Origin of the sequence: Neorhizobium sp. BT27B, from assembly GCF_050455485.1 — a bacterium.
Classification (GTDB): domain Bacteria; phylum Pseudomonadota; class Alphaproteobacteria; order Rhizobiales; family Rhizobiaceae; genus Neorhizobium.
This window is the reverse complement of the sequence record NZ_JBCIYT010000001.1, coordinates 1,050,695-1,074,810: the sequence shown is the minus strand read 5'-3', so window position 1 is coordinate 1,074,810 and position 24,116 is coordinate 1,050,695. Positions and strand designations below refer to the sequence as shown.

The following is a 24,116-nucleotide window of genomic DNA, read 5'->3' as shown; positions in this document are numbered from 1 at the left end:
AGCTGTGCTCTCAAAGCTGTGCCATAATGGATAGACGATGACAACTTCTCCGAGTGACGACAAATTTCTGATGATGTGCGAGGAGGTCAAGCGCGAAAGCCACGATCCTCATCGGCAGGTCGGAGTCGTTATCGTGGATCCCACAGGTCGGATCATCGCCCAGGGCAGTAATTCTCCCCCCCGCGAATTTGGACTCACAGTCGAGGAGTCGCATTCGGAAATCATGGCTGATCCTAAGTGGAAATACTTTCTGCTCGAACACGCCGAACGCAACGCTATCAGAGCGGCGCGGGAGCAGGGCGAAACGTCGTCCGGATCGACACTTTACGTAACACTGCTACCTTGCGCCGATTGCGCTCGGGCTATTGTGGCCGCCGGCATACGCCGCGTTGTGGTTTCGACGGGTGACAGCGATCCCGCGAGAGATGAAAAATGGCGGGACCACTACAAGTATGCCCATCAGATCTTCCAAATGGGTAGCGTGGAAGTAGATATGCAGGTAGCGCCTCTCAAAGCACGGACTGCTTAGTCGACGTAAATCCGCAATGGCCTGATTGCACGGCATACCCTCGCGGGGCGAAAAGCAACGAGTTTCGCTTGAAGGCCCCTGGATATGCGTCTGTGCGCAGCACACGGGCTTAGTTCGTGGAGTCGTCGGCAAACTGCAAGCACGTCGATCCCTACACATGCGGTCCGCTTGGCACGCAGAGGATGCGGTTTTATTCCGTCTGAAGGAGTCACGCGGATTGGCACATGAGGGTCCCGATGAAGGTCGGCAATCAAATGGTTCTTGCCGCAATCAGTCGAGAAAAATCCAACCCGTCATAATCGAGCTTCTCCATCTCCTCGTTGAGAAGACGAAGCCTTAGGATGCCAGTGCCGTAGCGAGCAGCCATGCCGCTACCTGCATGTCCTTGCAGGGCGTTGGTGAACTCTACCGGAATTCTGCTGTTCAAGCAGGCATCTTCAAAGGAATGCCGGAAGCTGTGAAACGTGATCTTGGGCATCTTCACGTCGATGCTCTCCAGGAAGCGCTTGTATCGTGGGGAATAGGCCGTCGAATAATACCCGTCCGCCGCTTTGGGGAAATCCGGAAACAGGCGGGCGCCCCTCTTCCTTTGTGCGGCAACGAACTTTTCGAAGCCCAGCTTCTTGAGGATCGGATGAACCGGGATCGTACGGATAGAGGTATCCGTCTTGACCTCCTGTTCCTCGCCGTCATCGGTAATGTTGAGGTGAAGAATACCACCCTCATCCTTGATGTCGTCGACACGTAGTTGAATGATCTCGCCGGCGCGCGCTCCCGTGAACAAGCCGATCAGCGGCACCCAATAGATTCCCTGGTCAGCAGGAACATGCCCACCGGGCGTCAGCCATGACTTTTCCGATTTGCATCCAGTGAACAATGGCGCATTGAGAATTGCCTGCAACTGCGGCATCGAGAACGGTAGACGCTCGTCTCGGGCTTTGGACTTCACACGAAGGTTCATTCCGTTGAAAGGGTTGCCGGGTACCTCGTCATACTGGGCTTCGGCCCAATTCCAGAACGCACGGACGAAGCCGAGAATCTTGTTCACATTCCTGTCGGACATGGGTTCGACTTCGGCGGTCTTCGCCCGTTCGACTGCTTTCGAGAAGCTCAGTCCTTCGAAGCCCTTCTTGTTACCATACATGGGCGGGAGCGACATGACGGCCTGCTTGAACGTGCGGGCATCGGTTTTGGTGTAGGCCCTGAGCGGCTTGTCGCCCACCAGTTCCATGAAGCGCTGAGCCCAAAGCTCATTGGCGGCGGCGGTTGTTTTGCGCCAGTCGCCTTCGTTCCGGGTTTTCTCTTTCACCCAGCCGGCGATCGCGGTGGATAAGGTCGGCGCATGAGATGGCGAAGAAGCAGCCAGTATTTTTTGTGGCGGCACGTATGGTGGGAAGGAAGCAGCAGCCGGATCAGGGCTGTAGTCCCCCTTAGCCATTTGGTAGATCTTTCTACGTGCCTTGAGGACGGCATCTTCAGTGTGTTTTTGGAGAGTCGACCTACTGACATCGTCGATTTGATAGCCTCCATCAACGAGGAAGCTCTCAATCCTTTTCGTGATTTCAGTATTCCGGCGGTCGACCATCTTCTGGAGCATCCTTTGGGACGCTTCCGGGTCAGTTCCCGCAATGAAGACCTTCGATCGACCATGAAAATATCCTTCGAAGAGCATCGGTAAAAGAAGCCCGCAAGGGTTCTCTTCTTCTTCCGCTATCATCCGTCGGTAGATTTCCCCTGCCATCGCCAAGGACTCTTTGTGGGACAGAGACTTCACGCCCTGGCGTAGCCGGCCCCACCGTTCCTCGATTTCCGCCAGCGCTCTTGCAAAGCGAATTTTCGCTTCCGCCGGATCCCTGGTCTTCAGGCTGAATTTCTCCTCCCTCTTTTTCAAGACAGGGCGGAGATCCTCCGGAATTTTCTTCCGGAGCCAGTAAATTGAGCCGTTGAGAAAGGGGCTGGCCATTCTTAGAACCATAGCAAGTGTACCACTCTGGTGTACCAAAGGAGCAGTTACAAAAGCCCTAAAGCTCAAAGATTGAGTGTTTTCCGGGGGATGGAATGGTGCTGCTAGAGAGATTTGAACTCTCGGCCTCTCCCTTACCAAGGGAGTGCTCTACCCCTGAGCTATAGCAGCATCTGGCAGCCGGTTGATGTCCCCGGCGCGTTGGGATGCGGCCTATTGCCATAGGTTTTTCGAGAGCGCAAGCGGCAAAAAACGACTTCGTGACATTTGCGTGGAAAAGTTGGGATGGCTTTCGGTCGCGCCGCTTTTGTTCTATGTCGATCTCATGAACGAAAACGACAAGCAGAACCGCGCCGGAACGCCTGTTCACAAGGGCGCAGAGGCGACCGAAGAACAGCTGTTGAAGCGCGGCGAGCGTAGCGAGGCCGAGCGCAAGCTTAGGGCTGCGGCAAAACTGCGCGAAAACCTGCAGCGGCGCAAACAGCAGGCGCGTGCCCGCCGCGCCGGCGAGGAAGATCCAACGATTGGCCTTCCTGCCGCAAAAACGGACGAATCATCGTGATTGTGTTCGACTTTCTCATGAGCCCTGTTTCTCCGGGTGTATTTTCAACGAATTGAAGCCGCGCGGGATATCGTCTAAGACGCCCGCTTTCGCGCAAGAACAAGAAAGGCGGGCCCGGCCCGTTGTCAAAAATGGATCGCATCAGAGTTATCGGCGGCAATCAGCTGAACGGCATCATTCCGATTTCGGGCGCCAAGAACGCGGCCCTGCCGCTGATGATCGCATCGCTCCTGACCAGCGATACGCTGACGCTTGAAAACGTGCCGCATCTGGCCGATGTCGAGCAGCTGATGCGCATTCTCGGCAATCACGGCGTCGACCTCTCCGTCAACGGTCGTCGTGAAGGCCAGGCTGAAAGCTACGCCCGCACCATCCAGTTCACCTGCCGCACCATCGTCGATACGGTCGCGCCTTATGAGCTGGTCTCGAAAATGCGTGCCTCATTCTGGGTCATCGGCCCGCTTCTGGCCCGTGAAGGCAAGGCCCGCGTTTCGCTGCCGGGCGGTTGCGCCATCGGCACGCGTCCGGTCGATCTCTTCCTCGAAAGCCTGCAGGCGCTCGGCGCCACCATCGAGATCGATGGCGGTTATGTCGAAGTCACCGCGCCCAAGGGCGGCCTCGTCGGCACGCACTATACCTTCCCAAAGGTCTCTGTCGGCGCCACGCATGTCATGCTGATGGCGGCAACGCTTGCCAAGGGTACGACGGTGATCGAAAACGCTGCCCGCGAGCCTGAAGTCGTCGATCTCGCCGCCTGCCTCACCGCCATGGGTGCCAAGATCGAAGGCGCCGGCACCAAGACCATCACCGTCGAAGGCGTGTCGTCGCTGCACGGCGCCCGTCACCGCGTCCTGCCCGACCGTATCGAAACCGGCACCTATGCCATGGCCGTTGCCATGACCGGCGGCGACGTGACGCTCGAAGGCACCAATGGCGCGCTTCTCGAAAACGCGCTGGATGCCCTGCGTCAGGCGGGTGCCACCATCACCCAGACGGAAACCGGCCTGCGCGTCGTGCGCAATGGCAACGGCATCCAGCCGGTCGATGTCGTCACTGAACCTTTCCCGGGTTTCCCGACCGATCTGCAGGCACAGTTCATGGCGCTGATGACAAAATCTTCGGGCGTGTCGCACATCACCGAAACCATCTTTGAAAACCGCTTCATGCATGTGCAGGAACTGGCGCGTCTGGGCGCAAAGATCTCGCTGTCGGGCCAGATGGCTCGCGTCGAAGGCGTGTCCAAGCTGAAAGGCGCCCCGGTCATGGCAACCGATCTGCGCGCCTCGGTATCGCTGGTCATTGCCGGTCTTGCGGCTGAAGGCGAAACGCTGGTCAACCGCGTCTACCACCTCGATCGCGGTTTCGAGCGTCTGGAAGAAAAGCTCACGCGTTGCGGCGCCATCGTCGAGCGCGTCAGCGAATAATTTTCTCGAGCATTCGTGACATTTTGAAACGGGCGGCAGAGCATCTCTTGCCGCCCGTTTTCGCATGCCTATCTAAATCCGTGTTCCCATCGAACGACCATCTCCAACGTGCCGGCGATCAATGATTGTCGACATAGGCATGACACGGAGTTTTCATGACCACGCTATCCAATCCCGTCTGGTTCATCACCGGCTGCTCGACCGGCTTCGGCCACGAACTGGCCAAACTCACCATCGCCCGCGGCTGGCCGACGGTCGTCACCGCGCGTGACAAGGCCCGCCTTGCCGATCTGGTAAACGGCAACGAAAACGTTCTCGCACTCGATCTCGACGTCACCGATCAGGCCCAGGTCGAAGCAGCGGTGAAAGCCGCCGAAGACCGCTTTGGTCGCATCGATGTGCTCGTCAACAATGCTGGTTACGGTTATCAGGCCTCGATCGAGGAAGGCGTTGAAGAGGACATCCGCGCCATGTTCGATGCCAATGTGTTCGGCCTGTTCGCGATGACGCGGGCCGTGCTGCCGGGCATGCGGCAGCGGCGTCAGGGGCATATTCTCAACATCACCTCGCTTGCCGGTTTCGCCGGCTTCCCCGGTTCCGGTTATTACGCCGCCACCAAACATGCCGTCGAAGGATTTTCGGATTCGCTTGCGGCAGAAACCGCGCCGCTCGGCATCCATGTCACCTGCGTGGCGCCGGGGCCGTTCCGCACCGATTGGGCCGGCCGTTCGCTGAAACAGACGCCGGTGAAAATCGCTGAGTACGAGGAAACGGCCGGTGCCCGCATGAAAACCACCGCCGGTTACAGCGGCCAGCAGCCGGGTGATCCGGTGCGCGCCGGCGAGGCGATGATTGCGGCCACGCAAAGCGACAAGCCGCCACGCCATCTCGTGCTCGGCAAGTTCGCTTTCGAAGGCGTGACATCCAAGCTGAAGGAACGTCTGGCGCAGGTGGAAAGCCTGAAGGGCGCCAGCCTCGGCGCCGACTTCCCGTCATAGGCCAATACCGGCAGGGCGGGGCGTCAAAATCGCTCCGCCCGCGCTTCACCGCATCATGCCACCTTTGCCGCATTGCTGTTGCTTCTCGTCTCGTGCCATCCTATTTCCAGAGCCATGAATAGATGTGCCGTTTTCCATCGTGGAAAGCGCGCCAAGGATGGAAACCTGCAATGAGCGATCTCAGGCTTTTGGCCATGGACAAGGACGATCTCGATATCGTCTCGGCGCATATGCAGGACAGCGTCTTCAAGGCACCGGATATCGCCTGGGATGCCAAGCACCAGCAGTTCTCGGTGGCCGTCAACCGTTTCGTCTGGGAAAAGAGCGATCGCCGTGCCAAGGGGCATGAGCGCCGCCGCGCGCTTTTGGTGTTCAAGCGCGTGCAGGCCGTGCGCTCGCTCGGTGTCAGCCGTGGCAATGACGAGGCGGTGCATGCACTGCTGGCCATCCGCTTCGAACAGAAGGGCGAGGGGCCAGATGGCACGATCGAGCTGACGCTGGCCGGTGACGCCGCCATCAGCCTCGACGTCGAATGCATCGAGGCACAGCTGGCCGATACCGGCGGCGCCTGGGAAACCACCAACAGGCCGGATCACGCCTGATAAGGCGCGTAACCGGCAGGCTGAATTGGCAGACTGAATTGAATGTGTAAGGGGATGACGAGTGGCGATCTGGCTTGAACAGCAGGCGGCCGATTTCGAGGCAAAATTCAAGACTTTCCTGACGACGAAGCGGGAAGTGTCGGAAGACGTCAACGCCGTGGTGCGCGATATCATCAAGGACGTGCAGGTGCGTGGCGACGCAGCACTCGCCGATTATTCGCTGCGTTTCGACAAGGTGGATTTTAACACCGTCGGCCTGCAGGTGACGGAAGCAGAGATCGATGCCGCCGTCGCCGCCACGGATGCCAAAGTGCTCGACGCGCTGAAGCTTGCGGCCGAACGCATCGAAAAACACCATGCCCGCCAGATGCCCAAGGACGATATCTATGAGGACGCGCTCGGCGTCGGCCTCGGTTCGCGCTGGACGGCCATCGAGGCGGTCGGTCTTTACGTGCCGGGTGGCACCGCCAGTTATCCAAGCTCGGTGCTGATGAATGCCGTACCGGCTCGCGTAGCCGGCGTGCCGCGCATGGTCATGGTCGTGCCCGCCGGTGGCGGTGCCATCAATCCCGCCGTGCTGGCTGCCGCCCGCATTGCCGGCGTCACGGAAATCTATCGTGTCGGCGGCGCGCAGGCCGTGGCCGCTCTCGCCTATGGCACCGAAACCATCGCGCCGGTGGCAAAGATCGTCGGCCCCGGCAATGCCTATGTCGCTGCCGCCAAGCGCCATGTCTTTGGCACTGTCGGTATCGACATGATCGCCGGCCCGTCTGAAGTGCTGGTGATTGCCGATGCTGAAAACGATCCGGACTGGATCGCCGCCGACCTTCTGGCCCAGGCCGAACATGATGCCGGCGCCCAGTCGATCGTCATCACCGACAATGCCGAATTCGGTCGCGCGGTCGAGGCTGCCGTCGAACGCCAGCTGAAAACCCTGTCGCGGTCAGAAACCGCTGCCGCCAGCTGGCGCGATTTTGGCGCGATCATTCTGGTGAAGGATCTCAGCGACTCGATCCCGCTCGCCAACCGCATCGCCGCCGAACATCTGGAACTTGCCGTTGCCGATCCCGACGCGCTGATGGCAAAAATCACCAATGCCGGTGCTATTTTCGTCGGCCGCCACACGCCGGAAGTGATCGGGGATTATGTCGGCGGTTCCAACCACGTCCTGCCGACGGCGCGGTCTGCGCGTTTCTCGTCGGGCCTCGGCGTGCTCGATTTCGTCAAGCGCACCTCGATCCTGCGGCTCGGCCCGGAGCAGCTGCGGGCACTTGGGCCGGCGGCCATCACCCTTGCCCATTCCGAGGGGCTGGATGCCCATGCCCGTTCCGTTGCCATCCGGCTCAACCAGGAGAGCTGACCCATGGCGGCTGGCGACTTCCGGCTCTGCGACATCGTGCTCGACGACAGCGTCGGCCGGTCGACGCCGGATGTCGAGCATGAACGCGCCGTCGCCATTTTCGATCTCGTCGAGGAAAACCGCTTCGAGCCGATCGGCCATGATGGCGGGCCTTATCGTCTGAGCATTGCGGTGGCAGGCCCACGCCTCGTTTTCGCCATCACCACGGAAGAGGGCGGTGACGTCGCCACCCACATCCTGTCGCTGACGCCGTTTCGCCGTATCATCAGGGACTACTTTCTGATCTGCGAAAGTTATTACGAGGCGATCCGCTCCTCGACGCCGAGCCAGATCGAGGCGATCGACATGGGCCGTCGCGGTGTGCACAACGAAGGCTCGGAAACCCTGCAGGAAAGGCTGAAGGGCAAGATCGAGGTGGATTTCAATACCGCCCGCCGGCTGTTCACGCTGGTCAGCGTGCTCTATTGGAAGGGGTAGCCTCCATGGAGACCATGGATAGCCCTCCTTTCGAAACCCATATAGAGCGCCCGAACGCGATCCTGTTCGTCTGCGGTATGAACGCCATTCGTTCGCCAATGGCGGAAGTCATTGCAAAACACCTTCTGCCACCTGATATCTATATCCAGTCGGGCGGGGTGAAGGCCGGCGACGCTGATCCGTTTGTAGGCGTCGTGCTGGAGGAGCTCGGGCTAGAGCTGAAAAAACGCCATGTGCCGCGCACGATGGAAGACCTCGAGGACGATTTTTTCGACCTGATCATCACGCTGGCACCTGAGGCGCATCACGCGGCCCTTGAACTGACGCGGTCGAACGCGGTCGAGGTGATCTACTGGCCGACGCCCGATCCGACTGTGGAGACCGGTTCGCGCGAACAGCGGCTGGAAGCCTATCGCGGTGTGCGGGACCGGCTCTGGGCGTTGATCGATGAACGTCTGGCGCGTCGTCTGCGCCACCGTGCGCAAACGCCCTGACGGGTGCCGCAAAAGCATTGATTTCGGCGCTTGCGAACAAGACCGAGAATCAATGTTCACAAAGCGCCGCTGATTGTGTAGTTTCCGCGCAAATTCTCAAGGCTGCCGGTTCGGCGGCCTATTCCGCATTCAAGAAAACAGGAAGACAAGCTCTAGATGGCTAAAGAAGAAGTTCTCGAATTCCCGGGCGTCGTGACGGAACTGTTGCCGAACGCGACTTTCCGCGTGAAGCTGGAAAACGAACACGAGATCATCGCTCACACCGCCGGCCGCATGCGCAAGAACCGTATCCGCGTTCTCGCCGGCGACAAGGTTCTGGTGGAAATGACCCCGTACGATCTGACCAAGGGTCGGATCACCTACCGCTTCAAGTAAGCGGTCTTCATGGCACAGGAACAGAAACTCATCCTGGCCTCCGGGTCTCCGCGCAGACTCGACCTGCTCAACCAGGCCGGCATCAAGCCGGCTCGGTTGATGCCGATGGATATCGACGAGACCCCGAAGAAGTCGGAGCATCCGCGCTCGCTCGCCCGTCGTCTTGCGACGGAAAAGGCGGAAGCGTCGCTTGCTGTGCTGAAGGGCGATCTCGAATGGCGCCATAGTTACATTCTCTCGGCCGACACGGTGGTGGCCGTCGGGCGGCGCATTCTGCCGAAGACGGAATACTCGGATGAAGCGTCTTCAGCGCTGCATCTCCTCTCCGGTCGCGGCCACAAGGTTTATACCGGCATCTGCCTGATTACCCCCGGTGGTCAGGCGCGCATTCGCGTCGTCGAAACCAAGGTGCGCTTCAAACGCCTGTCCGGCGACGAGATCGAACACTACCTCGCCTCCGACCAGTGGCGTGGCAAGGCAGGCGCTTATGCCATTCAGGGTATCGCCGGTGGCTTCGTGCAGAAACTTGTCGGCTCCTATACCAATGTCGTCGGCCTGCCGCTCTATGAGACGCTTGGCCTGCTGTCCGGCGAGGGTTTTGACGTGACGACCGGCTGGGCCGAGGGCTGAGCCACGTGAGATGCCGCAACAGACTGGCCCGCAAGCGGGCTGGTCGCTCCCTTTAAAGGGATGGCGGCTCTCGGACGAATATTGAAAGGACGATCCATGTCTGATCCGATCAGGACTGGCGGCAAGGTGGAACCCTTGCGCAAGACCATGCCATGCCCCGTCTGCAAAAAGCCGTCGGCGCGTGACCACTATCCTTTCTGCTCTGATCGCTGCCGTACGCTCGATTTGTCGAAATGGCTGAAGGGTTCCTATGCCATCCCGGTCGCGGACGATGAATCAAAGGCGGACGACTTCGACGATAATTGATGTAAGCGCTTGGTTTGCAGGCGTTTTCGCGGTTTTGCACAGGTCGATTTTGATAAAATCGTGGAACTGTCAAAAAATTGCAATGGGGCGCTTGCCATGGCCGAACAAGATGTTATAACCCCGCTCGCTCCCGGAGGAAACATCCTCTGGTCAGCCGGAAACGGCTGGTAGGCTTCGAAAAAAGCCAAGATGCCCGGATAGCTCAGTTGGTAGAGCAGCGGATTGAAAATCCGCGTGTCGGTGGTTCAAATCCGCCTCCGGGCACCATTCTATGTCCTTGACGTAGATATTGTTTTTCACTTTCTCATTACCTTCTCAGTTTAGAGATTTGACAGTTTCAAACTGTTTGTTTGACAGAGTTCGTTTTCCGTTTGTTCAATTCGGCCTCAAAATCGCTGACCGCGGATGTTGCACGCCGAGTCATGTCCGCGCGTCTCGAATAGTGTTTTGCCATCGCTTCGGTGGCATGGCCAAGCACGAGCGCGATCGTTCCGTGGTCCTTGCCCATTTCGGCCAAGATGGTTGCCACTGTGTGTCTGAGCCCTTTGAGTGTCAGTCCTGGCTGGATGACACCCTCTGCCTCCATCTTTCCTTTCAACGTGATCCAGCTTGAGCTGAAACCGCTATAGGTCCAAGGGCGGCCCCAGCTGTTAGCGCAGATTGTAACGGCATCGTGTTTCGGTGCCCGCGCCATGGCTGATGCGACGGGTTCAAATAGAGGAAGGTAAATCGGGCGGCCGGTTTTGTTGCGGCGCGTATCGAGACCTTTCTCGCTTATCGCCGATCTCGGGAGTGCCAATGCATCCTGAGGATCCAGTGCGTAGAACATCATGAGTGCGATAGCGAGCTCCATATGCGCCGGAAGGGCTGCCAGCACTGTTTCGCGCTCAGCGTCCGTCCATGGGCGGTTGGCGTCCGGTAGAGTTTTGGGTCGTCTTGCAGGTTTGACTTTCGCCGCAGGATTGTCCGTCGTGTACCCGTACTCAAGGCCCCAATCGAAAATGACCGAAAGTACAGAGCGTACATAGTTGGCAAACCTGAACTGGCGCTTCTCAAGTGCCTTGTCTCGAATTTTCGCGACAAGCGGCGGCGTGAACCGGTCCAGCGGCGTGTCCTCTATAGCCTGGAGGTAATCGAAGCATTTTTGGTAGTCAGATTGGGTGCGCGGTGCGAGTTCTTTTTGGAATCTTGTGCCGGCACGATACTTTGTTATTAGCATGCCAAGCGTTCCCGGCTTGCTTTGTTTCTCGATCATCGTCTCGTTGATCCGGTGGATCTCCATGTCAAATGCGAGCGAGTAGGTTTCGAACTTTCGGCAATCAATCGTAGCTCTAGTTTTGCGGTGATAGCAGCGCCAGTCACCATTCCTATCCCGGAAGATCTGCCAGCCCTTGTATTTGTTGGATCGTCTCCGTTCCGCCTTTGTCATCCCAGTCGCTCCAAGATGTCCTGATCGGCTTCGGTGTCGCCCGCTTTGAGTTGATCGAGCCACTGATCGAGATCGCGGATATCATACCGCTTCTCGCTTTCAGGCATTTCGACTGGTCGGACCGAGCAGATCCTTGGAAATCGTTTCAGTGGCAGGCCGACATAGTCTGCTGCTTGCTTCAATGAAATCATTCGCGGCTGAACGATGCGGATATTCAAAAGTGCATTCGCCATTGCGTTTTTCCTTTTGCTAGTTTGTAGTTTCGGCTTGGGGCAGAATGTTTATGCGATCGCTTCAAGGTTCTGCGGAAACCAGTGCACCATTGGTTTGACACCATTTGACGACTAACGAAGGTGCGCCGCTCTCTCCGAAATGTTTTCATGTGGTCCATTGGACTACGATTCCACGAGTTCTGGAAACTGTAGAATTCTACGTAGAACGAAAGAAGAACATGGCGGGGCGTTTGATCATCAAACTCATTTTTTGATTCTTGAATACCGCGGATCAGGATTTGCTCAGCGGAATGCCATCGAACAGAAGCCAAGCATGTCGGTATTGTTCGGCCTGAGATCCGACCAGTAATCAGCTTAATGAGCGCTCTTTTGAGCGGGATAATCGAGGTTTACGGGGGTGTGCCGGGGCATATGAAAAACATTGCCTAACTAGAAAAGTGGCATCAATTCAGACCGTTGCAAATTTGGTTGGCAACACATAATTGCGTTATGATTGACGCGCGTTGACGGTGAAGCGTTGTAAGGCATCATGATGCGTGGTAATGCGTCAACGTTAAACCGGAAATGGGGATCGGATATGCCTGTCATCACCGTAGCTAATCCTAAAGGCGGGGCAGGGAAATCGACCGCTACACTAGTTCTTGCAACCTCTCTGGCGGAGCAGGGGGCTAGCGTGGTTATTTTGGATTGCGATCCCAATAGAGCGATCAAGGGTTGGAGGGCGGGTTCTTCCCGAAATCCGGTGCTTGTCGATGGCGACGTCACCGAGAGTTCCATCACAGCAAAGCTCGATGAGTATCGTAAAAAGTTCCAGTTCGTTTTTGTCGATCTAGAGGGAACAGCAAGCCGGCTTATGTCCAGGGCGCTCGCTAGAGCTCAACTGGTCGTCATCCCTATTCAAGCAAGCCCAACGGATGCTGAGCTCGCCGCGCGTGCGATCAACCTCATTCAGGAAGAAGAGCAGGCATTTGAGAAGATCATACCCTATCAAATCCTGTTCACACGGACGTCGCCTGCAATCGCAACTAAATTGGAGCGGCAGATTACATCCCAGCTTAAAGCGAGCGAAGTGCCAATGTTTCGCAACCACCTGAATGAGCGCTCAGCTTACAAAGCTATGTTTTTCTACCAACTCGATTTGAATGAGCTCGATAGCCGCGATGTCAATGGTTTGCCGGCAGCGCGTGACAACGCGTTCCGGCTGGCTGAGGAACTGGTCAATCTGGTAATTGGCGCGAAGGAAGCGGCATGAGCGGGAAAAATTTAGGATTTGGCGGCAGGCTTGCCAATATCACCCCTGACAAAGACGACAGTCTTGGCGTCACCGATGCCAAGGTCGACGCGATCGGTGATCGACACGGGTTCGTTGCTCGAGAGCCTATACAAAAGCTGACACGGCGAAAGCCGTCTGAACCGTCTGCCAATCTCAATATCCGACCGCCAGTGACGACCTTCAACCGGTTCTTGCAGTTCTGCGAACAGAACAGGATGTCTTACCCTGAAGCATTGAAAGAGTTGATGGATCGAGCGGGCGTCTGAGTATTCTGCGTAAAGCGTCATGATGCGTTAAGATCAACGTTGATGCGTCAACGTTAACGCTCTTTTTTGGTTTGCAGAGCACTTTTACTAAACGAAAATATTCCCGTTCGGGAATTTTGGTGGATGTTTTCTCGTTCACATGGGGTGTTTTCCCGATCGGGAAAATTTTCTGGACAATCCGGCGCATACGCTGTTATTTTCCCGATCGGGAAATTTAAATGGCAAAACAAGTGAATAGTCCAGCCGATATCGGCGCCCTGGTTAGAACCGCACGCAAGGAACAAAACTTGCGGCAGGACGAGCTTGCCGGTGTCGCGGGGGTTGGCCTGCGGTTCATTGTCGATCTCGAAGCCGGCAAGCCGACAGCGCAGATCGGAAAAGTATTGCAAGTTCTGCAAACGCTCGGTTGTTCGATCGACATTTTGGAACCTGGTGAGCGCAGGCGATGACGACTAAGGTTCTCAACGTATGGTGGGATAGCCGTGTCGTCGGCCAGTTTACCCAGGACAAACACGGTGATATCGCTTTTCAGTATGCAGACGCATGGCTTGGCGATCAGGCGACGCCGCCGCTTTCCGCCTCTTTGCCGAAGCGGCCGGAACAATTCTCTCGTCGCGAATGCCGCCCATTTTTTGGTGGGCTTCTCCCTGAAGAGAGCCAGCGCCTGGTTGCTGCACAGGCTCTGGGCGTTTCGCCAGGGAACGACTTCGCGCTTCTCGATCGTTTAGGCGGCGACGTCGCCGGTGCGCTTCAGCTGCTGCCGGACGGTGAGTTGCCGCCTGATGTAACGGTGAATGCCGGGACTCAGCCGACACCACTGGATGATGCCGGGATCGTCCGAATACTGGACGCTCTTCCTAACAGGCCTCTACTAGCCGGGGAGGAGGGGTTGAGGCTATCTTTGGCTGGCGCGCAATCGAAGGTGCCTGTTGTGGTCATTAATGGGCGGATTGCCCTTCCATTGCCGGGGCAACCGACCACGCACATTCTCAAGCCGCCGATAGCGCGTTTTAAAGGCACGACCGAAAACGAAGCATTCGTGATGAGCCTCGCCGCCGCGATAGGCCTTGACGTTGCCCCGGTAGAGGCAAGGACTGCGGAGGGCCGTCCATTCCTCTTGGTCGAGCGATATGATCGCGTGCGCGATGATCTCGGCGTCATGCACCGTGTCCACCAGGAAGATTTTTGTCAGGCGCTCGGGGTGCCACCGGAAAGCAAATATGCCAGCGAAGGCGGGCCGACCTTCAAGGATTGCTTTGAGCTGCTGCGGCGTGTGTCGGCGCGGCCGGCGACGGATATCGCGAAGCTGCTGGATGCAGCGATTTTCAATCTCATTGTCGGAAATGCCGATGCTCACGGCAAGAATTACTCGATCCTTTACGACGACCAGGGACCCAGAATGGCGCCACTGTATGATTTGCTTTCGACGGTAGCCTACCCTGACTTGTCGTCAAAAATGGCCATGAGGATTGGGAAGCGAGCGACCTTGGCTGAGATGGATGCCGATGGATGGAAGGCATTTGCGAAAGATGCCGGGATCGGTTTTGCTCTGGTTCGCCGGCGTATTTTCGAACTATGCGGGGCTGTGATGAAGCACGGGCGGGGTGCCTCAGCGATCGTCCGGGGTGATCTAGCTGCTACCGCAGAAGTGTCCGAATCGGTCCAGAGCCGCGCTATTCTGGTGTCTCTGTCAGTCGGATAAATGTCCAGTTGGCTACTCGCCGCTGACTTGATCGCTCTTGATCAATGTGTCGCCAAATGCCGGAATGAGCCGAGTTTCCTGACGCAGTTTTTGCAAGAGACGATTCTTCCAAAGGCAGCGTACTGACTGAGAGGTTTCACTGTGGACCCGGAAAAATAGATTTCGTTATTGAATTTATTCAATCCGTCTTGAATAATTATTACGAAAATATCGACGCTAGAAAAGTATCTTCGTCAGATACATTCAACAATTTCGAATTTATATCGGGGGAAGATTCCGAATATATATTCAGGAAATTGCGTCTAGGCATCGTATCAATGAACATGAATTTTTCTCAAAAATAGATATACGTTTATTATTCGAAAGAGATTATGGGGTGACCTTCTTGCCGCTTGCTCTGATCACTTCATTCCAGGGAAAGAAAAAGTATCGGGAAATCGAAGCCATTTCCGTGAGAGATTTTGCCATTCGCATCGTCGCAAAATTTGAACGGCAAATATCGTAATGCTACTTTTCGATGCGACGAGGTAGATTGTCTTTGGGTGCGTCTGAAACCCTATGTTCGGTGTGGAGTAAGCTGGTCAGCGTCGTGCACTGAGATGGACAGGCAGATTCTTTCCCAAGAGTATCTGTTCCTTAGCTCGTGCTCCAGGGCGAGCGGGGTGAAACCGAGGTTTCCGGTTAGTCTGGTATCACTGATACAGCGGATGCCGTGCCCCGGCTGAATCACCCTGCGGCGCGGCACCTATAAGAAACCGTGGCAAGGATTGGCAGGGGGATTTTTACAGAGTAGGGGACCGAATAACCTCGATGAGGTCGAGCAATATTCTTCTCAAATCTGCCCACGGGGCATCAGTGAATTTATTGCCGGGATCGTGCATGCTCAAAAGGCAATGCAATTTCGCAGCAACTTCTACAGATGTTTTCGGTTTCGATAAGGAAAGCACGCGCGACAGCCGTTGTTCCTGTTCCGCCAAATCGTGCTCGAAAGCTAGCGCAGGGCTGTACCCAAGCTTCCTATCGGCAGCATTCCAATTCTCCCGACGTTTCCGCATAAGAGATCGTGCGGCTGCCAATTTTTCCGGAGCAACGCGGGATTTCAGTCGATTGATTTCGGCAAGCGAATAGACGGTCACATCCGGCTCATCGGCGGAGATCTCGATTCGGACCACCGGAAATGCCCCGGCCATCGCTCGCACCTTCGCCTCGATCTTCTGCTGATACTTGGTAATACGGACCCGTCGCTGATGGGCTTGATACCAGTTGAGCCAAAGGCGTGCCGTTGACGTTGGACCTGGCACGTTCCGCTCTGGTGACTTCTCCAATTCGGAGGTACGCGACAGCAATACTTTCGCGGTTGCCCTCAAAAGGTTTTGCCGAGTGATCCGCGATGGAAGTTCGGTGTCACGACCCGTGCGAATTTTGCGTTTTCTGCGGGCATCTTCAGGCAAAGTTCTGCTAGTCTCAGAATCAGCCATGATTTGAGCTCCCAATAGCTTGAATGTGGTCAGGCCGAGTAACGTGTTGGAGCACGTCATTCGGCCGATAGCGACCCGATAGTAAACGTCCCCGTTTATTGCGTCAACGCTACATCGTGAGGCCGAATAACAACGGATATCGACTGTCGAATATGGGACGTCCGCCGCTCAACGTTGAAGAAACCAAGGTCCGCCTTTCGCCGGAAACACGTGCAAGGATAAAGGCACTGGTTGGCAATTATCAGGTCGCGGCATTTATCCGTGAGGCAATAGAGAAAGAGCTTCGGCTCAGAGAGGCAAACAAAGGCGATCCCGGCACCTCTGCTGAGCAGGAAGAGTGATGGATCGGAGTTGCCGGGCTAAGGGGTTTTGATCTCGATTGAAAAAGGGGCTGCGGCCCAACATTCGACCGCCGAAAAAAGCCGGCCATCAACTTGCTCCAACGACGATTGGTATCTCAGCATTCAGCGTCTGTGTTGGTATAGGTGCACTGAGGCTCCCATTGGAGCGGTCGACTGGTTCGTGCTTGCTGCCCCCGTCCTAACAATTGCGGGCTTTTAGCTAATTCTCCGCTAATACCGGAGCCAGAATATACTCTACGCAGGGCCTTGGTTGCGACCTTCGGGGTAGCTGCGAGCTCAGCAGACGTTTCAGTCGCTGGGGCTGAGTTTCTCAATTGGAGGAGTTAGCGGCGATGGCAAAGTCACGGACTTATCCGGAGGGCTGGGCATTTCGACGTTGATTGTCGTTGGTTTCGCATTCGTGGCAGCGATTGTCGAAACGATCATCCACCGTAAATAGGCACTACATCCTCCGATCAATCAACGCGAGCCTTACTAGAGCCATTGCTCAAACTCCGCGTCCTCAAAGTATTTCAACTTCTCAGCCCAAATCGGCCGTTGTCCCTGCCGAAGCAATATCATCCGGTCCGGCGGCAACCGCATGATCTCATCCGGGTTGATCAGATCCCGCGCCGATATGTGCTGCGATGTCGATGTCTTTCCATCGCCCCAGGACTGTGTGGTGTAGACTGCATCGGTCTTTCCGATCGCCTTGCCGATGAGTTCGGCCGTTTCCACATCATTGACCCCAAACACCTGAAGCACGGCCGCATTCGATAGAAACGTGCCGGCGCGTTTCCCATACGCCGCCCGTAGCTGATGAATATCCTGCAGGATCGGCCAGAGTTGCACGCCATAACCGGCCATCAAGCCCATGGCGCGTTCAACCGGAGCGAGGTGGCCGAGAGCTGCAAACTCATCGAGGAGATAGAGCACCGGGTGGCGGGGCGTGGTCGCGTCGCGTGCCATGTCGGTCAGGCTCTGGGTAATGAGCAGCCGCAGCCATCGCGAATAGGTCGAAAGCCGATCTGGTGGCAGCACCAGGAACACCGATGCGTTCCGCCGTTTCAGATCCGAGAAGGCAAAATCCGATCGTGCCATGACGGTCGTCATGCGTGGGCTGTCGAGAAAATGGGTGTGCCGCTGCGCCGCCGACAACACGCCGGACGCCTCGCGATCGGACTTGCCGAGATGCCTGTTGGCGGTCCGGGCGATCAGCCCGTTGCAGTCCGGCATGACCTGCATGTCCGCCAGCAATGCTGCGAACGATTGAGGTGCCAGCGTCAGATGTTTGCGCAGCGTGCCAAGATTGCTTTCGCCTGGTGGCTCAGCTGCAACGATATGGAGCAGTAGGCCAGCAATCAGCGCTTTCGCTTCCTCGTTCCAATGCGCATCACCAGACATGCCCGGTTCGTCTACGACGATTGCGTCGGCGAGCATGCCGACATCTTCGGCCACATCCATCCCGTCGGCCATCAGACCATCGAGCGGATTGAATGCCGAACCTGGCCGGCCGGTGACCTCGAACGGATCGAGGTAGAAGACCGGCCCAAACATCTGCCGTGCGCGGCCGGTGACCTTGGCATTCTCGCCCTTTGGGTCGATACAGATCACCGATCTATCCGCCGTCAGCAGATTGGGAATGATCGTGCCGACGCCCTTGCCGGTTCGGGTTGGCGCCATGGTCAGCAAATGCGCCGGTCCGTCATAACGGAGGAGTTCGCCTGTCTGCGGATCGCGGCCGATCAGGAGGCCATCGTTCCCGGCCGTGAGCTGTTTCCTCTCCTTCCTGTCCGCCCATCGCGCAGTCCCGAACACGGCAGGGATTGGACCGTCCGTCATGAAGGCGGAGAGGGCGCCGAGAATGCCAAAGACCATCGGGACATACTGGGCGACCAACGCAATCGTTTCGCTGATCCGTCCTGGTGATACGTCACCGATGACCAGGATGGCAGAATTGATCAGCAGGATCAGCGCGGAAAACACCGTTCCGATGATCATACAGATGAGCACGAATAATGGCGCGGCCAACAGCGACTTGAGGATATGGGAAAAGCTCATCGACCTTCCTCACGATCGTGTCCAGGTTGAGCTGGTCCAGAACCGAGAATGTCGTCAAACATCTGGCTGTCGCCTTCCCGGGTGAGAAACCCGGGAAGCTCGGCGCGCAACCAGTCGCGCAACCGCATCGAAAAAGCTGGATCCCTGGCATTCTCCAGCCGGTGGAGAACAAGAGCGCCGATGAGGATCTTTCGTCGCGTGTCGCGGGCGCGCTCCTGTTTGCCCAGACGCGTCATCAGAACCCGTCGCCGCTCTTCGAGTTCGGCAATCCTTTGCGGGATAGGCTTGCGGGTCATTGGCCGCCACTTTGCCGACGATCTTCATGCCTCCCGTGATCGTCCATGGGTATCGGTACGTCCGAATGGATCGATACGAGCCTGACGGTGATCGCCTGCATGATGTCGCCGACCCGTTCGACCTCCAGGAAGAAGCAGTCCTCCGCGAGATCGCTCAGCTTGGCATAGCCATAGTCGCGGACATCGAAACCCGGCATCTGCTTGAGGATTTGCGTACCCACAGCGCCCAGTGTCGCTCGGCCGTCCTGGTCGGCGATGGCGTAGACCGCTTGCGCGATTTCGTCGAAGACCGGGTCGTCAAACCTGCACCGTTGTTTTGCCAGCCTCTGCTGGCCGGGGGGCGGGCATACCTCCTTCGCTTTCGCCATCACGCGCTTGTCGATTAGCGCGCGAAGCGGACTGCGACCGGCGTCCTGCGGCTCTACACTTTCCGGCTCAGAAGATGATGGTTCCCGTGTGTCGAGGTAGACGAACCGGTCGCAGGCGGTGATGAATGAGCGGGGCGTATGTCGCTCGCCAAAGCCGTAGACCATGACACCCTGTTGTCGGATGCGTAGGGCCAGTCGGGCGAGGGAGTCATCGCTGGATACGAGGAGGAAGCCGGAGAAGCGTCCCGTATGCAACAGGTCCATCGCATCGATGATCAACGCACCATCGGCGGCATTCCTGCCGGGGCTGTCAGTGTACTGCTGCATCGGTTGAATGGCGTAGAGCGCCAGGAATTCCTTCCATCCGTTCGACGCTGCAATTGTCCAGTCGGTATAGATGCGCCTGACGCCGACTACTCCGTATTGGGTGATCTCCGAAAGAAGTGCCGGAGCAAATTTTGGCGACGTGGTGTTAGCGTCGATCAGCAACGCCATTGTCGTGATATCCGAGTTGGTCATGCTTACCTCCTTTGGTACGCACTGAGGCTACGACGCTGAGAATTTGTCGCAATACTGTGAATCCTACGGTGTCCGCGCAGCGGGAAGTCCCGTAACGATGGGAGCGAAGCGAAAAGAGTTCCAAGGGCGCACTTACGAGTTGCTGCGCAACTCAGCGCTCAAAAACGCTCTTTCCTCGTCCGGAGGCGGTCATGGCAATTTATCATTGCAGCATGAAGCCGGTGGCGCGCAGCGGCGGCCGCAGCGCCGTGGCGGCGGTCGCCTACCGCACCGCAAGCCGCCTTTTGAACGAACGCGATGGCCTTATGCATGATTTTACCGCCAAGCGCGGCGTCGATCGTTGCGAGATCTTGGCTCCGGAAGGGGTTGAGGCGGAATGGGCAAAGGACCGGGCCGCTTTGTGGAATGCGGTGGAGCAGGCGGAAAAACGCAAGGATGCCCGCGTTGCCCGCGAATTCGAACTGGCGCTGCCGCATGAGCTTTCCCGAGAGCGGCAGATCGCGCTGACCCGCGCCTTCGCGCAGGATCTCGCTGACCGTTACGGCGCTGCCGTCGACTTTGCCATTCACCGCCCAACCGGTGACACCGACATCCGCAATGTGCATGCGCATGTGATGATGACGACGCGAGAGGTGACGGCCGAGGGCCTCGGCGAAAAGACGCTGATCGAGCGTGAGAACAAATGGCTGCTCAACAACAATCAGCCGACCTCGCACATGCAGTTGCGGGATATCCGCCAATCTTGGGAGAACCACGCCAACCGTGAACTGGCGCGGGCTGGCCTCGATATCCGTGTCGATCATCGCTCGCACCAGGAGCGCGGCCTCGAGATCGAACCGACCGAGCATATGGGCGTGCATGCCTCACAGATGGACCGGCGCGGGCTTGGCGTATCGCGCGCCCGCAACGAGGCAGCGGCGGCAAAGAAGAACGCGGCGCTGATCCGTGAAAAACCGGAGCAGGCGCTGACACTGATCACTGGCGAAAAGAGCGTGTTCGATCGGCACGACGTGGCGCGCACGCTGCATCGTTACATCGACGATGGTCAGGAATTCCAGAATGCCTTTGCAGCCGTCATGGCGTTGCCGGCACTGGTGGAACTGCGGCCGGAACAGGATGGCGAACTGGCGCGCTATTCAACAAAGGAGATGGTGGAGATCGAACACACCATGGCGTCGCGCGCATCTGAGATGGGGGGTGCACAACGCCATGGCATCAACGTCGAAAACGTCGCGGCCGCTCTGGGCGTACAGGATGACGCAATCAAGGCGGGTGTTGCCGTATCACTTCAACAGAGCGTGAACGATGGACGCATGTCCGAACAGGATCGCGATCGCAACGTCGCCAATGCCGGCTTGAGCCAGGAGCAGCGTGCCGCCGTCGAGCACATCACCGGGTCGGAGCAGATCGCGGCCGTCGTTGGCTTTGCGGGTGCTGGCAAATCGACCATGTTGGCGGCGGCGCGTGATGCTTGGGAGCGTCAGGGATATCGCGTCCATGGTGCGGCGCTTGCCGGCAAGGCGGCCGAGGGTCTGGAGGAATCTTCGGGTATCGCATCACGCACATTGGCATCCTGGGATTACGGCTGGCAGCGGGACAGGGGCGAGCTTGGCCCGCAGGATATTTTTGTCATCGATGAGGCCGGCATGGTCAGCAGCCGGCAGTTGGCGATGTTCGTCGGCGAGGTGCAGGCGAAAGGCGCCAAGCTGGTACTGGTTGGTGATCACGAACAGCTGCAGGCGATCGGCGCCGGCTCGCCGTTCCGGGCGATCGTCGAGCAAGTCGGCGCGGTCGAGCTGTCGGAAATCCGCCGGCAGAAACAGGAGTGGCAGCGAGAGGCGTCGACCGCCTTTGCCACCCATCGGACGCAGGGAGGCCTGGAGAAATATGCCGAGCGGGGGGATGTGCGTTTCCTTGCCGATAGGGACGCAACGCGCGTAGATCTCGTAGCCGACTATCTTGCCGATCTCGATCAGCGTCCGTCCGGTTCTCGCATCGCTTTGGCGCATCGTCGTATCGATGTCAGGGCGATCAATGCCGACATCCGCGAAGCGCTGCAGGAAAAGGGGAAGCTGGCGCGTGGAGAGGATGGGCAGCTGGGGCAGGATAACATGCTAGGGTCAGAGCGCGCCTACCAGACCAATGACGGCGCGCGATCATTCGCGCCCGGTGACCGAATCGTGCTTCTGGAGAACAATCGCGACCTCGGCGTGAAGAATGGCATGTTGGGAACGGTCCTGGCCGTCGAGCCAGACGCAATACAAATGCGGCTCGACGGCAACGGGCTGAACATGACCCGTGACGTCACTCTACCGGTCAAAAGTTACCAGGCTTTTGACCATGGTTATGCGACCACCATCCACAAATCCCAAGGCGCCACCGTCGATAGGGCATTCGTCATGGCATCGGCCACCATGGATCGTCATCTGACCTATGTCGCCATGACCCGTCATCGTGATCAGGTTCGGCTCTATGCTGGGCAGGATGAGCTGAAGGATATGAAAGCGCTTGGCACCAGCCTTGGCCGCTCGGGCGCCAAGGAAACCACGCTCGATTACACCAAGGCGTTTGCCGACCGGCGCGGTCTGCTGGAAGGCATCATCCGCAGCGAGATCGATGTGCGGCTTGACCCGACCAGTCTGCAGGACACAAAGCCGAGCGTCGAGAAGGTCGAGCCGCTGGTGCCGGCGGTCACGCATTATGCCAAGACCATCGAGGAGGTTGCTCAGGCGAAGGCTATTACGCACTTGGACCGAAAGATGGAAACGGTGCGGCAGATGGCCGGCAAGGTCTACGCCGATCCGGCCGTCGTGTCCGCCGTCCTGAAGTCGATGATCATCGGGCAGGGGGGCGATATCCAGTTGCTTGGCCGTGCCACGGCGGAAATGCCGGAACAGTTCGGGCCACTCCTCGGGAAGACCGGCATGTTCGGTGACAACGGCCAGCGCAAGGAGGCTCGCCATGCGGCCATCGCGCTTGGTGCTCACGTTGGATTTGCCGTCGAGGCCTGGGCACGGCATCTTGATCGAGAGAGGGAGAGTGAAACCTGGAAACGGGAAAAGCAGGATGTGATCGAGGTACCGGGGCTGACGCCTCGTAGCCAACGCATCCTCAGCGAGCTCGAGGCCAAGCCGCACGAGGAAAAGAACGTGTTTCTCGCGAAAATCATGGACACGCCGGAGGGGAAGCAGGCGATGGACGAGGCCAACGCGATCGTATCGGCGCTGCAAAAACGGTTCGGTGGTTCCGATCCGCGGGATTTGATCAGGAATACAGAGCGTCTGGATCAGAATCTTGCCGACCGTATCGGCCGGATCGTCAAAGTGGCACGCATAGCCGATCATGCTCAACGGCAGGAACTGTCGCGCCGCTATGTTTTGGCTCGGAGGCTCGGCAAAGGTTTGAGTTTGGGGTTTTGATCGATGGACGCTCAGTCAGGCAGAACCGAGAAGCTTCTCCGGAACCCAGACGGTGACGTTGAACCCGATCGCTGGATCAAAGCTCTCCGGCGCGAGCAGCGCATTGCCGTGCTCAGTGGCAAACCAATGACCTACACCGGGGTTGTAGAATTGTTCGATGACGTCCCTGATTGTGGTGGCAGCGGCCAACGCTCCGCCATGCATCAGCTTCACCGTGTTGAGGGTGACCAATTTCCGCTTTGCCGGCGAACCGCCATCAGAGACAGCCACCGCCAATAGTCCACGACCGTAGCTTTTGACACGAACTTTTAGCCGGGGAGGGCGATAGGTATCAAAGCGGGCATTGATCGCAGCGATGCGGGCAACGACCTCCTCCTCGCTGATCTGCACCTGCGGTGCGACATCGGCAACGACATCGAGTTGGTGGTCAAAGTTCTGGCGTGTGATCTCTTCAGCATGATGGGCATAGGCCAGATGTTTGACTGGCAACGCCTTTAGCCAGCGCATGCGCTGCGCGATCGCCACTGACTTCGCAGCTTCCTCGCCAAGCCGGCCGATGGAAAAGCTCTCGCGTTTCTGGCCCTCATTGGTCATCAGCGTCGCCTGCCAGACGTCACCCTCTTCGGTCTCGACCCGGCGCACGCCTGAGATGCCACTCTTGTTGTTCTTGCGGATTTTCACCGCCTGCTCGAGATTGGTCGGGGGGGGCAGGGCGGTGATGATGGCATCGCGATAGGCACGTGCCTGGGCGTAAGCCGCTTCGGACGATCCGTAGATACTGTCCTTGAACAGCCGCACGATCTTCTTTCCACGGCGACGCAGCGCGACCGTCCAGCCGCCGCCTCGCCGTTCGTTCGGCTTTTCGCGATTGAGCGCATAGGTGTCGGCATCGTCTGCAGGCGGAGCGATAACTTCCTTGTCGTCTTTTTTCCTAGCCAACTGTTCGCCCGCCTGTCTGCCTTGCCTCATGCCGCACCCCAAGCCGAATTCCGTTCGATCGAAGCGCGGCAC

General features: G+C 57.7%; 25 protein-coding genes and 2 tRNA genes. 18 read left to right on the top strand and 9 right to left on the bottom strand.

The features are described 5' to 3' along the window. Window positions 1–37 precede the first annotated feature (37 nt). The gene (locus AAIH70_RS05510) at window positions 38–529 is read left to right on the top strand and encodes a deoxycytidylate deaminase (RefSeq protein ID WP_430033469.1); all 492 of its coding nucleotides are present in this window, start codon (window positions 38–40) and stop codon (window positions 527–529) included. Window positions 530–779: 250 nt separating this feature from the next. Here the strand turns inward: AAIH70_RS05510 and AAIH70_RS05505 are convergent, their stop codons facing one another. Continuing rightward, on the bottom strand, window positions 780–2,492 hold the full coding sequence (locus AAIH70_RS05505) for a DUF6538 domain-containing protein (RefSeq protein WP_430033466.1): 1,713 nt from the start codon (window positions 2,490–2,492) through the stop codon (window positions 780–782). A 96-nt stretch (window positions 2,493–2,588) separates the two neighbouring features. Next, a tRNA-Thr gene (locus tag AAIH70_RS05500) sits at window positions 2,589–2,663 on the bottom strand. A gap of 154 nt (window positions 2,664–2,817) precedes the next feature. Here AAIH70_RS05500 and AAIH70_RS05495 point away from each other — a divergent pair. The 11 genes from AAIH70_RS05495 to AAIH70_RS05445 all read left to right on the top strand — a co-directional run bounded on the left by AAIH70_RS05495 (window position 2,818) and on the right by AAIH70_RS05445 (window position 9,987). After that, window positions 2,818–3,054, top strand: a complete 237-nt coding sequence (locus tag AAIH70_RS05495) for a hypothetical protein (protein WP_165932068.1) — start codon at window positions 2,818–2,820, stop codon at window positions 3,052–3,054. A gap of 131 nt (window positions 3,055–3,185) precedes the next feature. Continuing rightward, a complete protein-coding gene (murA, locus tag AAIH70_RS05490) occupies window positions 3,186–4,478 on the top strand; it encodes a UDP-N-acetylglucosamine 1-carboxyvinyltransferase (protein ID WP_132276735.1) in 1,293 nt (430 codons plus the stop codon). 155 nt (window positions 4,479–4,633) lie between these two features. Next, a complete protein-coding gene (locus AAIH70_RS05485; protein ID WP_132276737.1) occupies window positions 4,634–5,476 on the top strand; it encodes an oxidoreductase in 843 nt (280 codons plus the stop codon). Window positions 5,477–5,646: 170 nt separating this feature from the next. Beyond that, window positions 5,647–6,078 (top strand): DUF2948 family protein, encoded by a 432-nt coding sequence (locus tag AAIH70_RS05480; RefSeq protein ID WP_132276739.1) that lies wholly within the window; start codon window positions 5,647–5,649, stop codon window positions 6,076–6,078. A gap of 61 nt (window positions 6,079–6,139) precedes the next feature. Continuing rightward, window positions 6,140–7,438 (top strand): histidinol dehydrogenase, encoded by a 1,299-nt coding sequence (gene hisD / locus AAIH70_RS05475; protein ID WP_132276741.1) that lies wholly within the window; start codon window positions 6,140–6,142, stop codon window positions 7,436–7,438. A gap of 3 nt (window positions 7,439–7,441) precedes the next feature. Further along, window positions 7,442–7,915 (top strand): UPF0262 family protein, encoded by a 474-nt coding sequence (locus AAIH70_RS05470; protein ID WP_132276743.1) that lies wholly within the window; start codon window positions 7,442–7,444, stop codon window positions 7,913–7,915. Between the two features lie 14 nt (window positions 7,916–7,929). Next, complete coding sequence (locus tag AAIH70_RS05465; RefSeq protein ID WP_132276865.1) at window positions 7,930–8,409, top strand: low molecular weight phosphatase family protein; 480 nt, start codon at window positions 7,930–7,932, stop codon at window positions 8,407–8,409. A 156-nt stretch (window positions 8,410–8,565) separates the two neighbouring features. Continuing rightward, a complete protein-coding gene (gene infA / locus AAIH70_RS05460; RefSeq protein WP_004435948.1) occupies window positions 8,566–8,784 on the top strand; it encodes a translation initiation factor IF-1 in 219 nt (72 codons plus the stop codon). A gap of 9 nt (window positions 8,785–8,793) precedes the next feature. Continuing rightward, window positions 8,794–9,414: a Maf-like protein gene (locus AAIH70_RS05455; RefSeq protein ID WP_132276745.1), complete on the top strand. Its 621-nt coding sequence runs from the start codon at window positions 8,794–8,796 to the stop codon at window positions 9,412–9,414. A 96-nt stretch (window positions 9,415–9,510) separates the two neighbouring features. Next, a complete protein-coding gene (gene yacG / locus AAIH70_RS05450; RefSeq protein ID WP_132276747.1) occupies window positions 9,511–9,720 on the top strand; it encodes a DNA gyrase inhibitor YacG in 210 nt (69 codons plus the stop codon). Between the two features lie 191 nt (window positions 9,721–9,911). After that, a tRNA-Phe gene (locus AAIH70_RS05445) sits at window positions 9,912–9,987 on the top strand. Between the two features lie 70 nt (window positions 9,988–10,057). Here AAIH70_RS05445 and AAIH70_RS05440 read toward each other — a convergent pair. Both AAIH70_RS05440 and AAIH70_RS05435 read right to left on the bottom strand, forming a co-directional pair. After that, entirely contained in the window at window positions 10,058–11,149 is a 1,092-nt protein-coding gene (locus tag AAIH70_RS05440; protein WP_430033458.1) for a tyrosine-type recombinase/integrase, read from the bottom strand. Further along, window positions 11,146–11,382 carry a hypothetical protein gene (locus tag AAIH70_RS05435; protein ID WP_430033455.1) on the bottom strand — a complete coding sequence of 79 codons (237 nt, stop codon included), beginning with the start codon at window positions 11,380–11,382 and terminating at the stop codon, window positions 11,146–11,148. The genes AAIH70_RS05440 and AAIH70_RS05435 overlap by 4 nt, the downstream gene beginning before the upstream one ends. Window positions 11,383–11,959: 577 nt before the next feature. On the opposite strand from AAIH70_RS05435, the gene AAIH70_RS05430 reads away from it, so the two are divergent. From AAIH70_RS05430 to AAIH70_RS05415, 4 genes are all read left to right on the top strand, one after another. After that, window positions 11,960–12,634: a ParA family protein gene (locus tag AAIH70_RS05430; RefSeq protein WP_153352846.1), complete on the top strand. Its 675-nt coding sequence runs from the start codon at window positions 11,960–11,962 to the stop codon at window positions 12,632–12,634. Next, entirely contained in the window at window positions 12,631–12,921 is a 291-nt protein-coding gene (locus AAIH70_RS05425) for a hypothetical protein (protein ID WP_132276753.1), read from the top strand. Before AAIH70_RS05430 ends, AAIH70_RS05425 begins: the two co-directional genes overlap by 4 nt. Before the next feature lie 218 nt (window positions 12,922–13,139). Then, window positions 13,140–13,370 carry a helix-turn-helix transcriptional regulator gene (locus AAIH70_RS05420; RefSeq protein WP_430033451.1) on the top strand — a complete coding sequence of 77 codons (231 nt, stop codon included), beginning with the start codon at window positions 13,140–13,142 and terminating at the stop codon, window positions 13,368–13,370. Continuing rightward, window positions 13,367–14,623 carry a type II toxin-antitoxin system HipA family toxin gene (locus AAIH70_RS05415; RefSeq protein ID WP_430033448.1) on the top strand — a complete coding sequence of 419 codons (1,257 nt, stop codon included), beginning with the start codon at window positions 13,367–13,369 and terminating at the stop codon, window positions 14,621–14,623. The genes AAIH70_RS05420 and AAIH70_RS05415 overlap by 4 nt, the downstream gene beginning before the upstream one ends. Before the next feature lie 782 nt (window positions 14,624–15,405). On the opposite strand, the gene AAIH70_RS05410 is transcribed toward AAIH70_RS05415, so the two are convergent. Then, a complete protein-coding gene (locus AAIH70_RS05410; RefSeq protein ID WP_430033445.1) occupies window positions 15,406–16,101 on the bottom strand; it encodes a hypothetical protein in 696 nt (231 codons plus the stop codon). Window positions 16,102–16,253: 152 nt separating this feature from the next. On the opposite strand from AAIH70_RS05410, the gene AAIH70_RS05405 reads away from it, so the two are divergent. Then, on the top strand, window positions 16,254–16,442 hold the full coding sequence (locus AAIH70_RS05405; protein WP_430033442.1) for a hypothetical protein: 189 nt from the start codon (window positions 16,254–16,256) through the stop codon (window positions 16,440–16,442). A 495-nt stretch (window positions 16,443–16,937) separates the two neighbouring features. Here the strand turns inward: AAIH70_RS05405 and AAIH70_RS05400 are convergent, their stop codons facing one another. From AAIH70_RS05400 to AAIH70_RS05390, 3 genes are read right to left on the bottom strand one after another with little or no spacing between them, the layout of a single operon-like run. Further along, window positions 16,938–18,503, bottom strand: a complete 1,566-nt coding sequence (locus AAIH70_RS05400) for a type IV secretory system conjugative DNA transfer family protein (RefSeq protein WP_430033439.1) — start codon at window positions 18,501–18,503, stop codon at window positions 16,938–16,940. Further along, entirely contained in the window at window positions 18,500–18,799 is a 300-nt protein-coding gene (locus AAIH70_RS05395) for a mobilization protein (RefSeq protein WP_430033437.1), read from the bottom strand. Before AAIH70_RS05395 ends, AAIH70_RS05400 begins: the two co-directional genes overlap by 4 nt. After that, on the bottom strand, window positions 18,796–19,686 hold the full coding sequence (locus tag AAIH70_RS05390; protein ID WP_430033434.1) for an NYN domain-containing protein: 891 nt from the start codon (window positions 19,684–19,686) through the stop codon (window positions 18,796–18,798). The genes AAIH70_RS05395 and AAIH70_RS05390 overlap by 4 nt, the downstream gene beginning before the upstream one ends. A gap of 191 nt (window positions 19,687–19,877) precedes the next feature. On the opposite strand from AAIH70_RS05390, the gene traA reads away from it, so the two are divergent. Further along, the gene (gene traA / locus AAIH70_RS05385; protein WP_430033431.1) at window positions 19,878–23,105 is read left to right on the top strand and encodes a Ti-type conjugative transfer relaxase TraA; all 3,228 of its coding nucleotides are present in this window, start codon (window positions 19,878–19,880) and stop codon (window positions 23,103–23,105) included. A 15-nt stretch (window positions 23,106–23,120) separates the two neighbouring features. Here traA and AAIH70_RS05380 read toward each other — a convergent pair whose 3' ends face one another. Then, the gene (locus tag AAIH70_RS05380; RefSeq protein WP_430033428.1) at window positions 23,121–24,044 is read right to left on the bottom strand and encodes a hypothetical protein; all 924 of its coding nucleotides are present in this window, start codon (window positions 24,042–24,044) and stop codon (window positions 23,121–23,123) included. Window positions 24,045–24,116: the final 72 nt, after the last annotated feature.

What these genes read in the sequence shown, in the direction of transcription:
- AAIH70_RS05395 (WP_430033437.1), bottom strand. Translation starts at nt 18,799, where the DNA reads ATGACCCGCAAGCCTATCCCGCAAAGGATTGCCGAACTCGAAGAGCGG.
- AAIH70_RS05415 (WP_430033448.1), top strand. Translation starts at nt 13,367, where the DNA reads ATGACGACTAAGGTTCTCAACGTATGGTGGGATAGCCGTGTCGTCGGC.
- AAIH70_RS05400 (WP_430033439.1), bottom strand. Translation starts at nt 18,503, where the DNA reads ATGAGCTTTTCCCATATCCTCAAGTCGCTGTTGGCCGCGCCATTATTC.
- AAIH70_RS05495 (WP_165932068.1), top strand. Translation starts at nt 2,818, where the DNA reads ATGAACGAAAACGACAAGCAGAACCGCGCCGGAACGCCTGTTCACAAG.
- AAIH70_RS05485 (WP_132276737.1), top strand. Translation starts at nt 4,634, where the DNA reads ATGACCACGCTATCCAATCCCGTCTGGTTCATCACCGGCTGCTCGACC.
- AAIH70_RS05465 (WP_132276865.1), top strand. Translation starts at nt 7,930, where the DNA reads ATGGATAGCCCTCCTTTCGAAACCCATATAGAGCGCCCGAACGCGATC.
- AAIH70_RS05425 (WP_132276753.1), top strand. Translation starts at nt 12,631, where the DNA reads ATGAGCGGGAAAAATTTAGGATTTGGCGGCAGGCTTGCCAATATCACC.
- AAIH70_RS05405 (WP_430033442.1), top strand. Translation starts at nt 16,254, where the DNA reads ATGGGACGTCCGCCGCTCAACGTTGAAGAAACCAAGGTCCGCCTTTCG.
- AAIH70_RS05440 (WP_430033458.1), bottom strand. Translation starts at nt 11,149, where the DNA reads ATGACAAAGGCGGAACGGAGACGATCCAACAAATACAAGGGCTGGCAG.
- murA (WP_132276735.1), top strand. Translation starts at nt 3,186, where the DNA reads ATGGATCGCATCAGAGTTATCGGCGGCAATCAGCTGAACGGCATCATT.
- infA (WP_004435948.1), top strand. Translation starts at nt 8,566, where the DNA reads ATGGCTAAAGAAGAAGTTCTCGAATTCCCGGGCGTCGTGACGGAACTG.
- AAIH70_RS05435 (WP_430033455.1), bottom strand. Translation starts at nt 11,382, where the DNA reads ATGGCGAATGCACTTTTGAATATCCGCATCGTTCAGCCGCGAATGATT.
- AAIH70_RS05505 (WP_430033466.1), bottom strand. Translation starts at nt 2,492, where the DNA reads ATGGCCAGCCCCTTTCTCAACGGCTCAATTTACTGGCTCCGGAAGAAA.
- AAIH70_RS05420 (WP_430033451.1), top strand. Translation starts at nt 13,140, where the DNA reads ATGGCAAAACAAGTGAATAGTCCAGCCGATATCGGCGCCCTGGTTAGA.
- AAIH70_RS05470 (WP_132276743.1), top strand. Translation starts at nt 7,442, where the DNA reads ATGGCGGCTGGCGACTTCCGGCTCTGCGACATCGTGCTCGACGACAGC.
- AAIH70_RS05480 (WP_132276739.1), top strand. Translation starts at nt 5,647, where the DNA reads ATGAGCGATCTCAGGCTTTTGGCCATGGACAAGGACGATCTCGATATC.
- AAIH70_RS05510 (WP_430033469.1), top strand. Translation starts at nt 38, where the DNA reads ATGACAACTTCTCCGAGTGACGACAAATTTCTGATGATGTGCGAGGAG.
- AAIH70_RS05455 (WP_132276745.1), top strand. Translation starts at nt 8,794, where the DNA reads ATGGCACAGGAACAGAAACTCATCCTGGCCTCCGGGTCTCCGCGCAGA.
- yacG (WP_132276747.1), top strand. Translation starts at nt 9,511, where the DNA reads ATGTCTGATCCGATCAGGACTGGCGGCAAGGTGGAACCCTTGCGCAAG.
- AAIH70_RS05430 (WP_153352846.1), top strand. Translation starts at nt 11,960, where the DNA reads ATGCCTGTCATCACCGTAGCTAATCCTAAAGGCGGGGCAGGGAAATCG.
- traA (WP_430033431.1), top strand. Translation starts at nt 19,878, where the DNA reads ATGGCAATTTATCATTGCAGCATGAAGCCGGTGGCGCGCAGCGGCGGC.
- AAIH70_RS05410 (WP_430033445.1), bottom strand. Translation starts at nt 16,101, where the DNA reads ATGGCTGATTCTGAGACTAGCAGAACTTTGCCTGAAGATGCCCGCAGA.
- AAIH70_RS05390 (WP_430033434.1), bottom strand. Translation starts at nt 19,686, where the DNA reads ATGACCAACTCGGATATCACGACAATGGCGTTGCTGATCGACGCTAAC.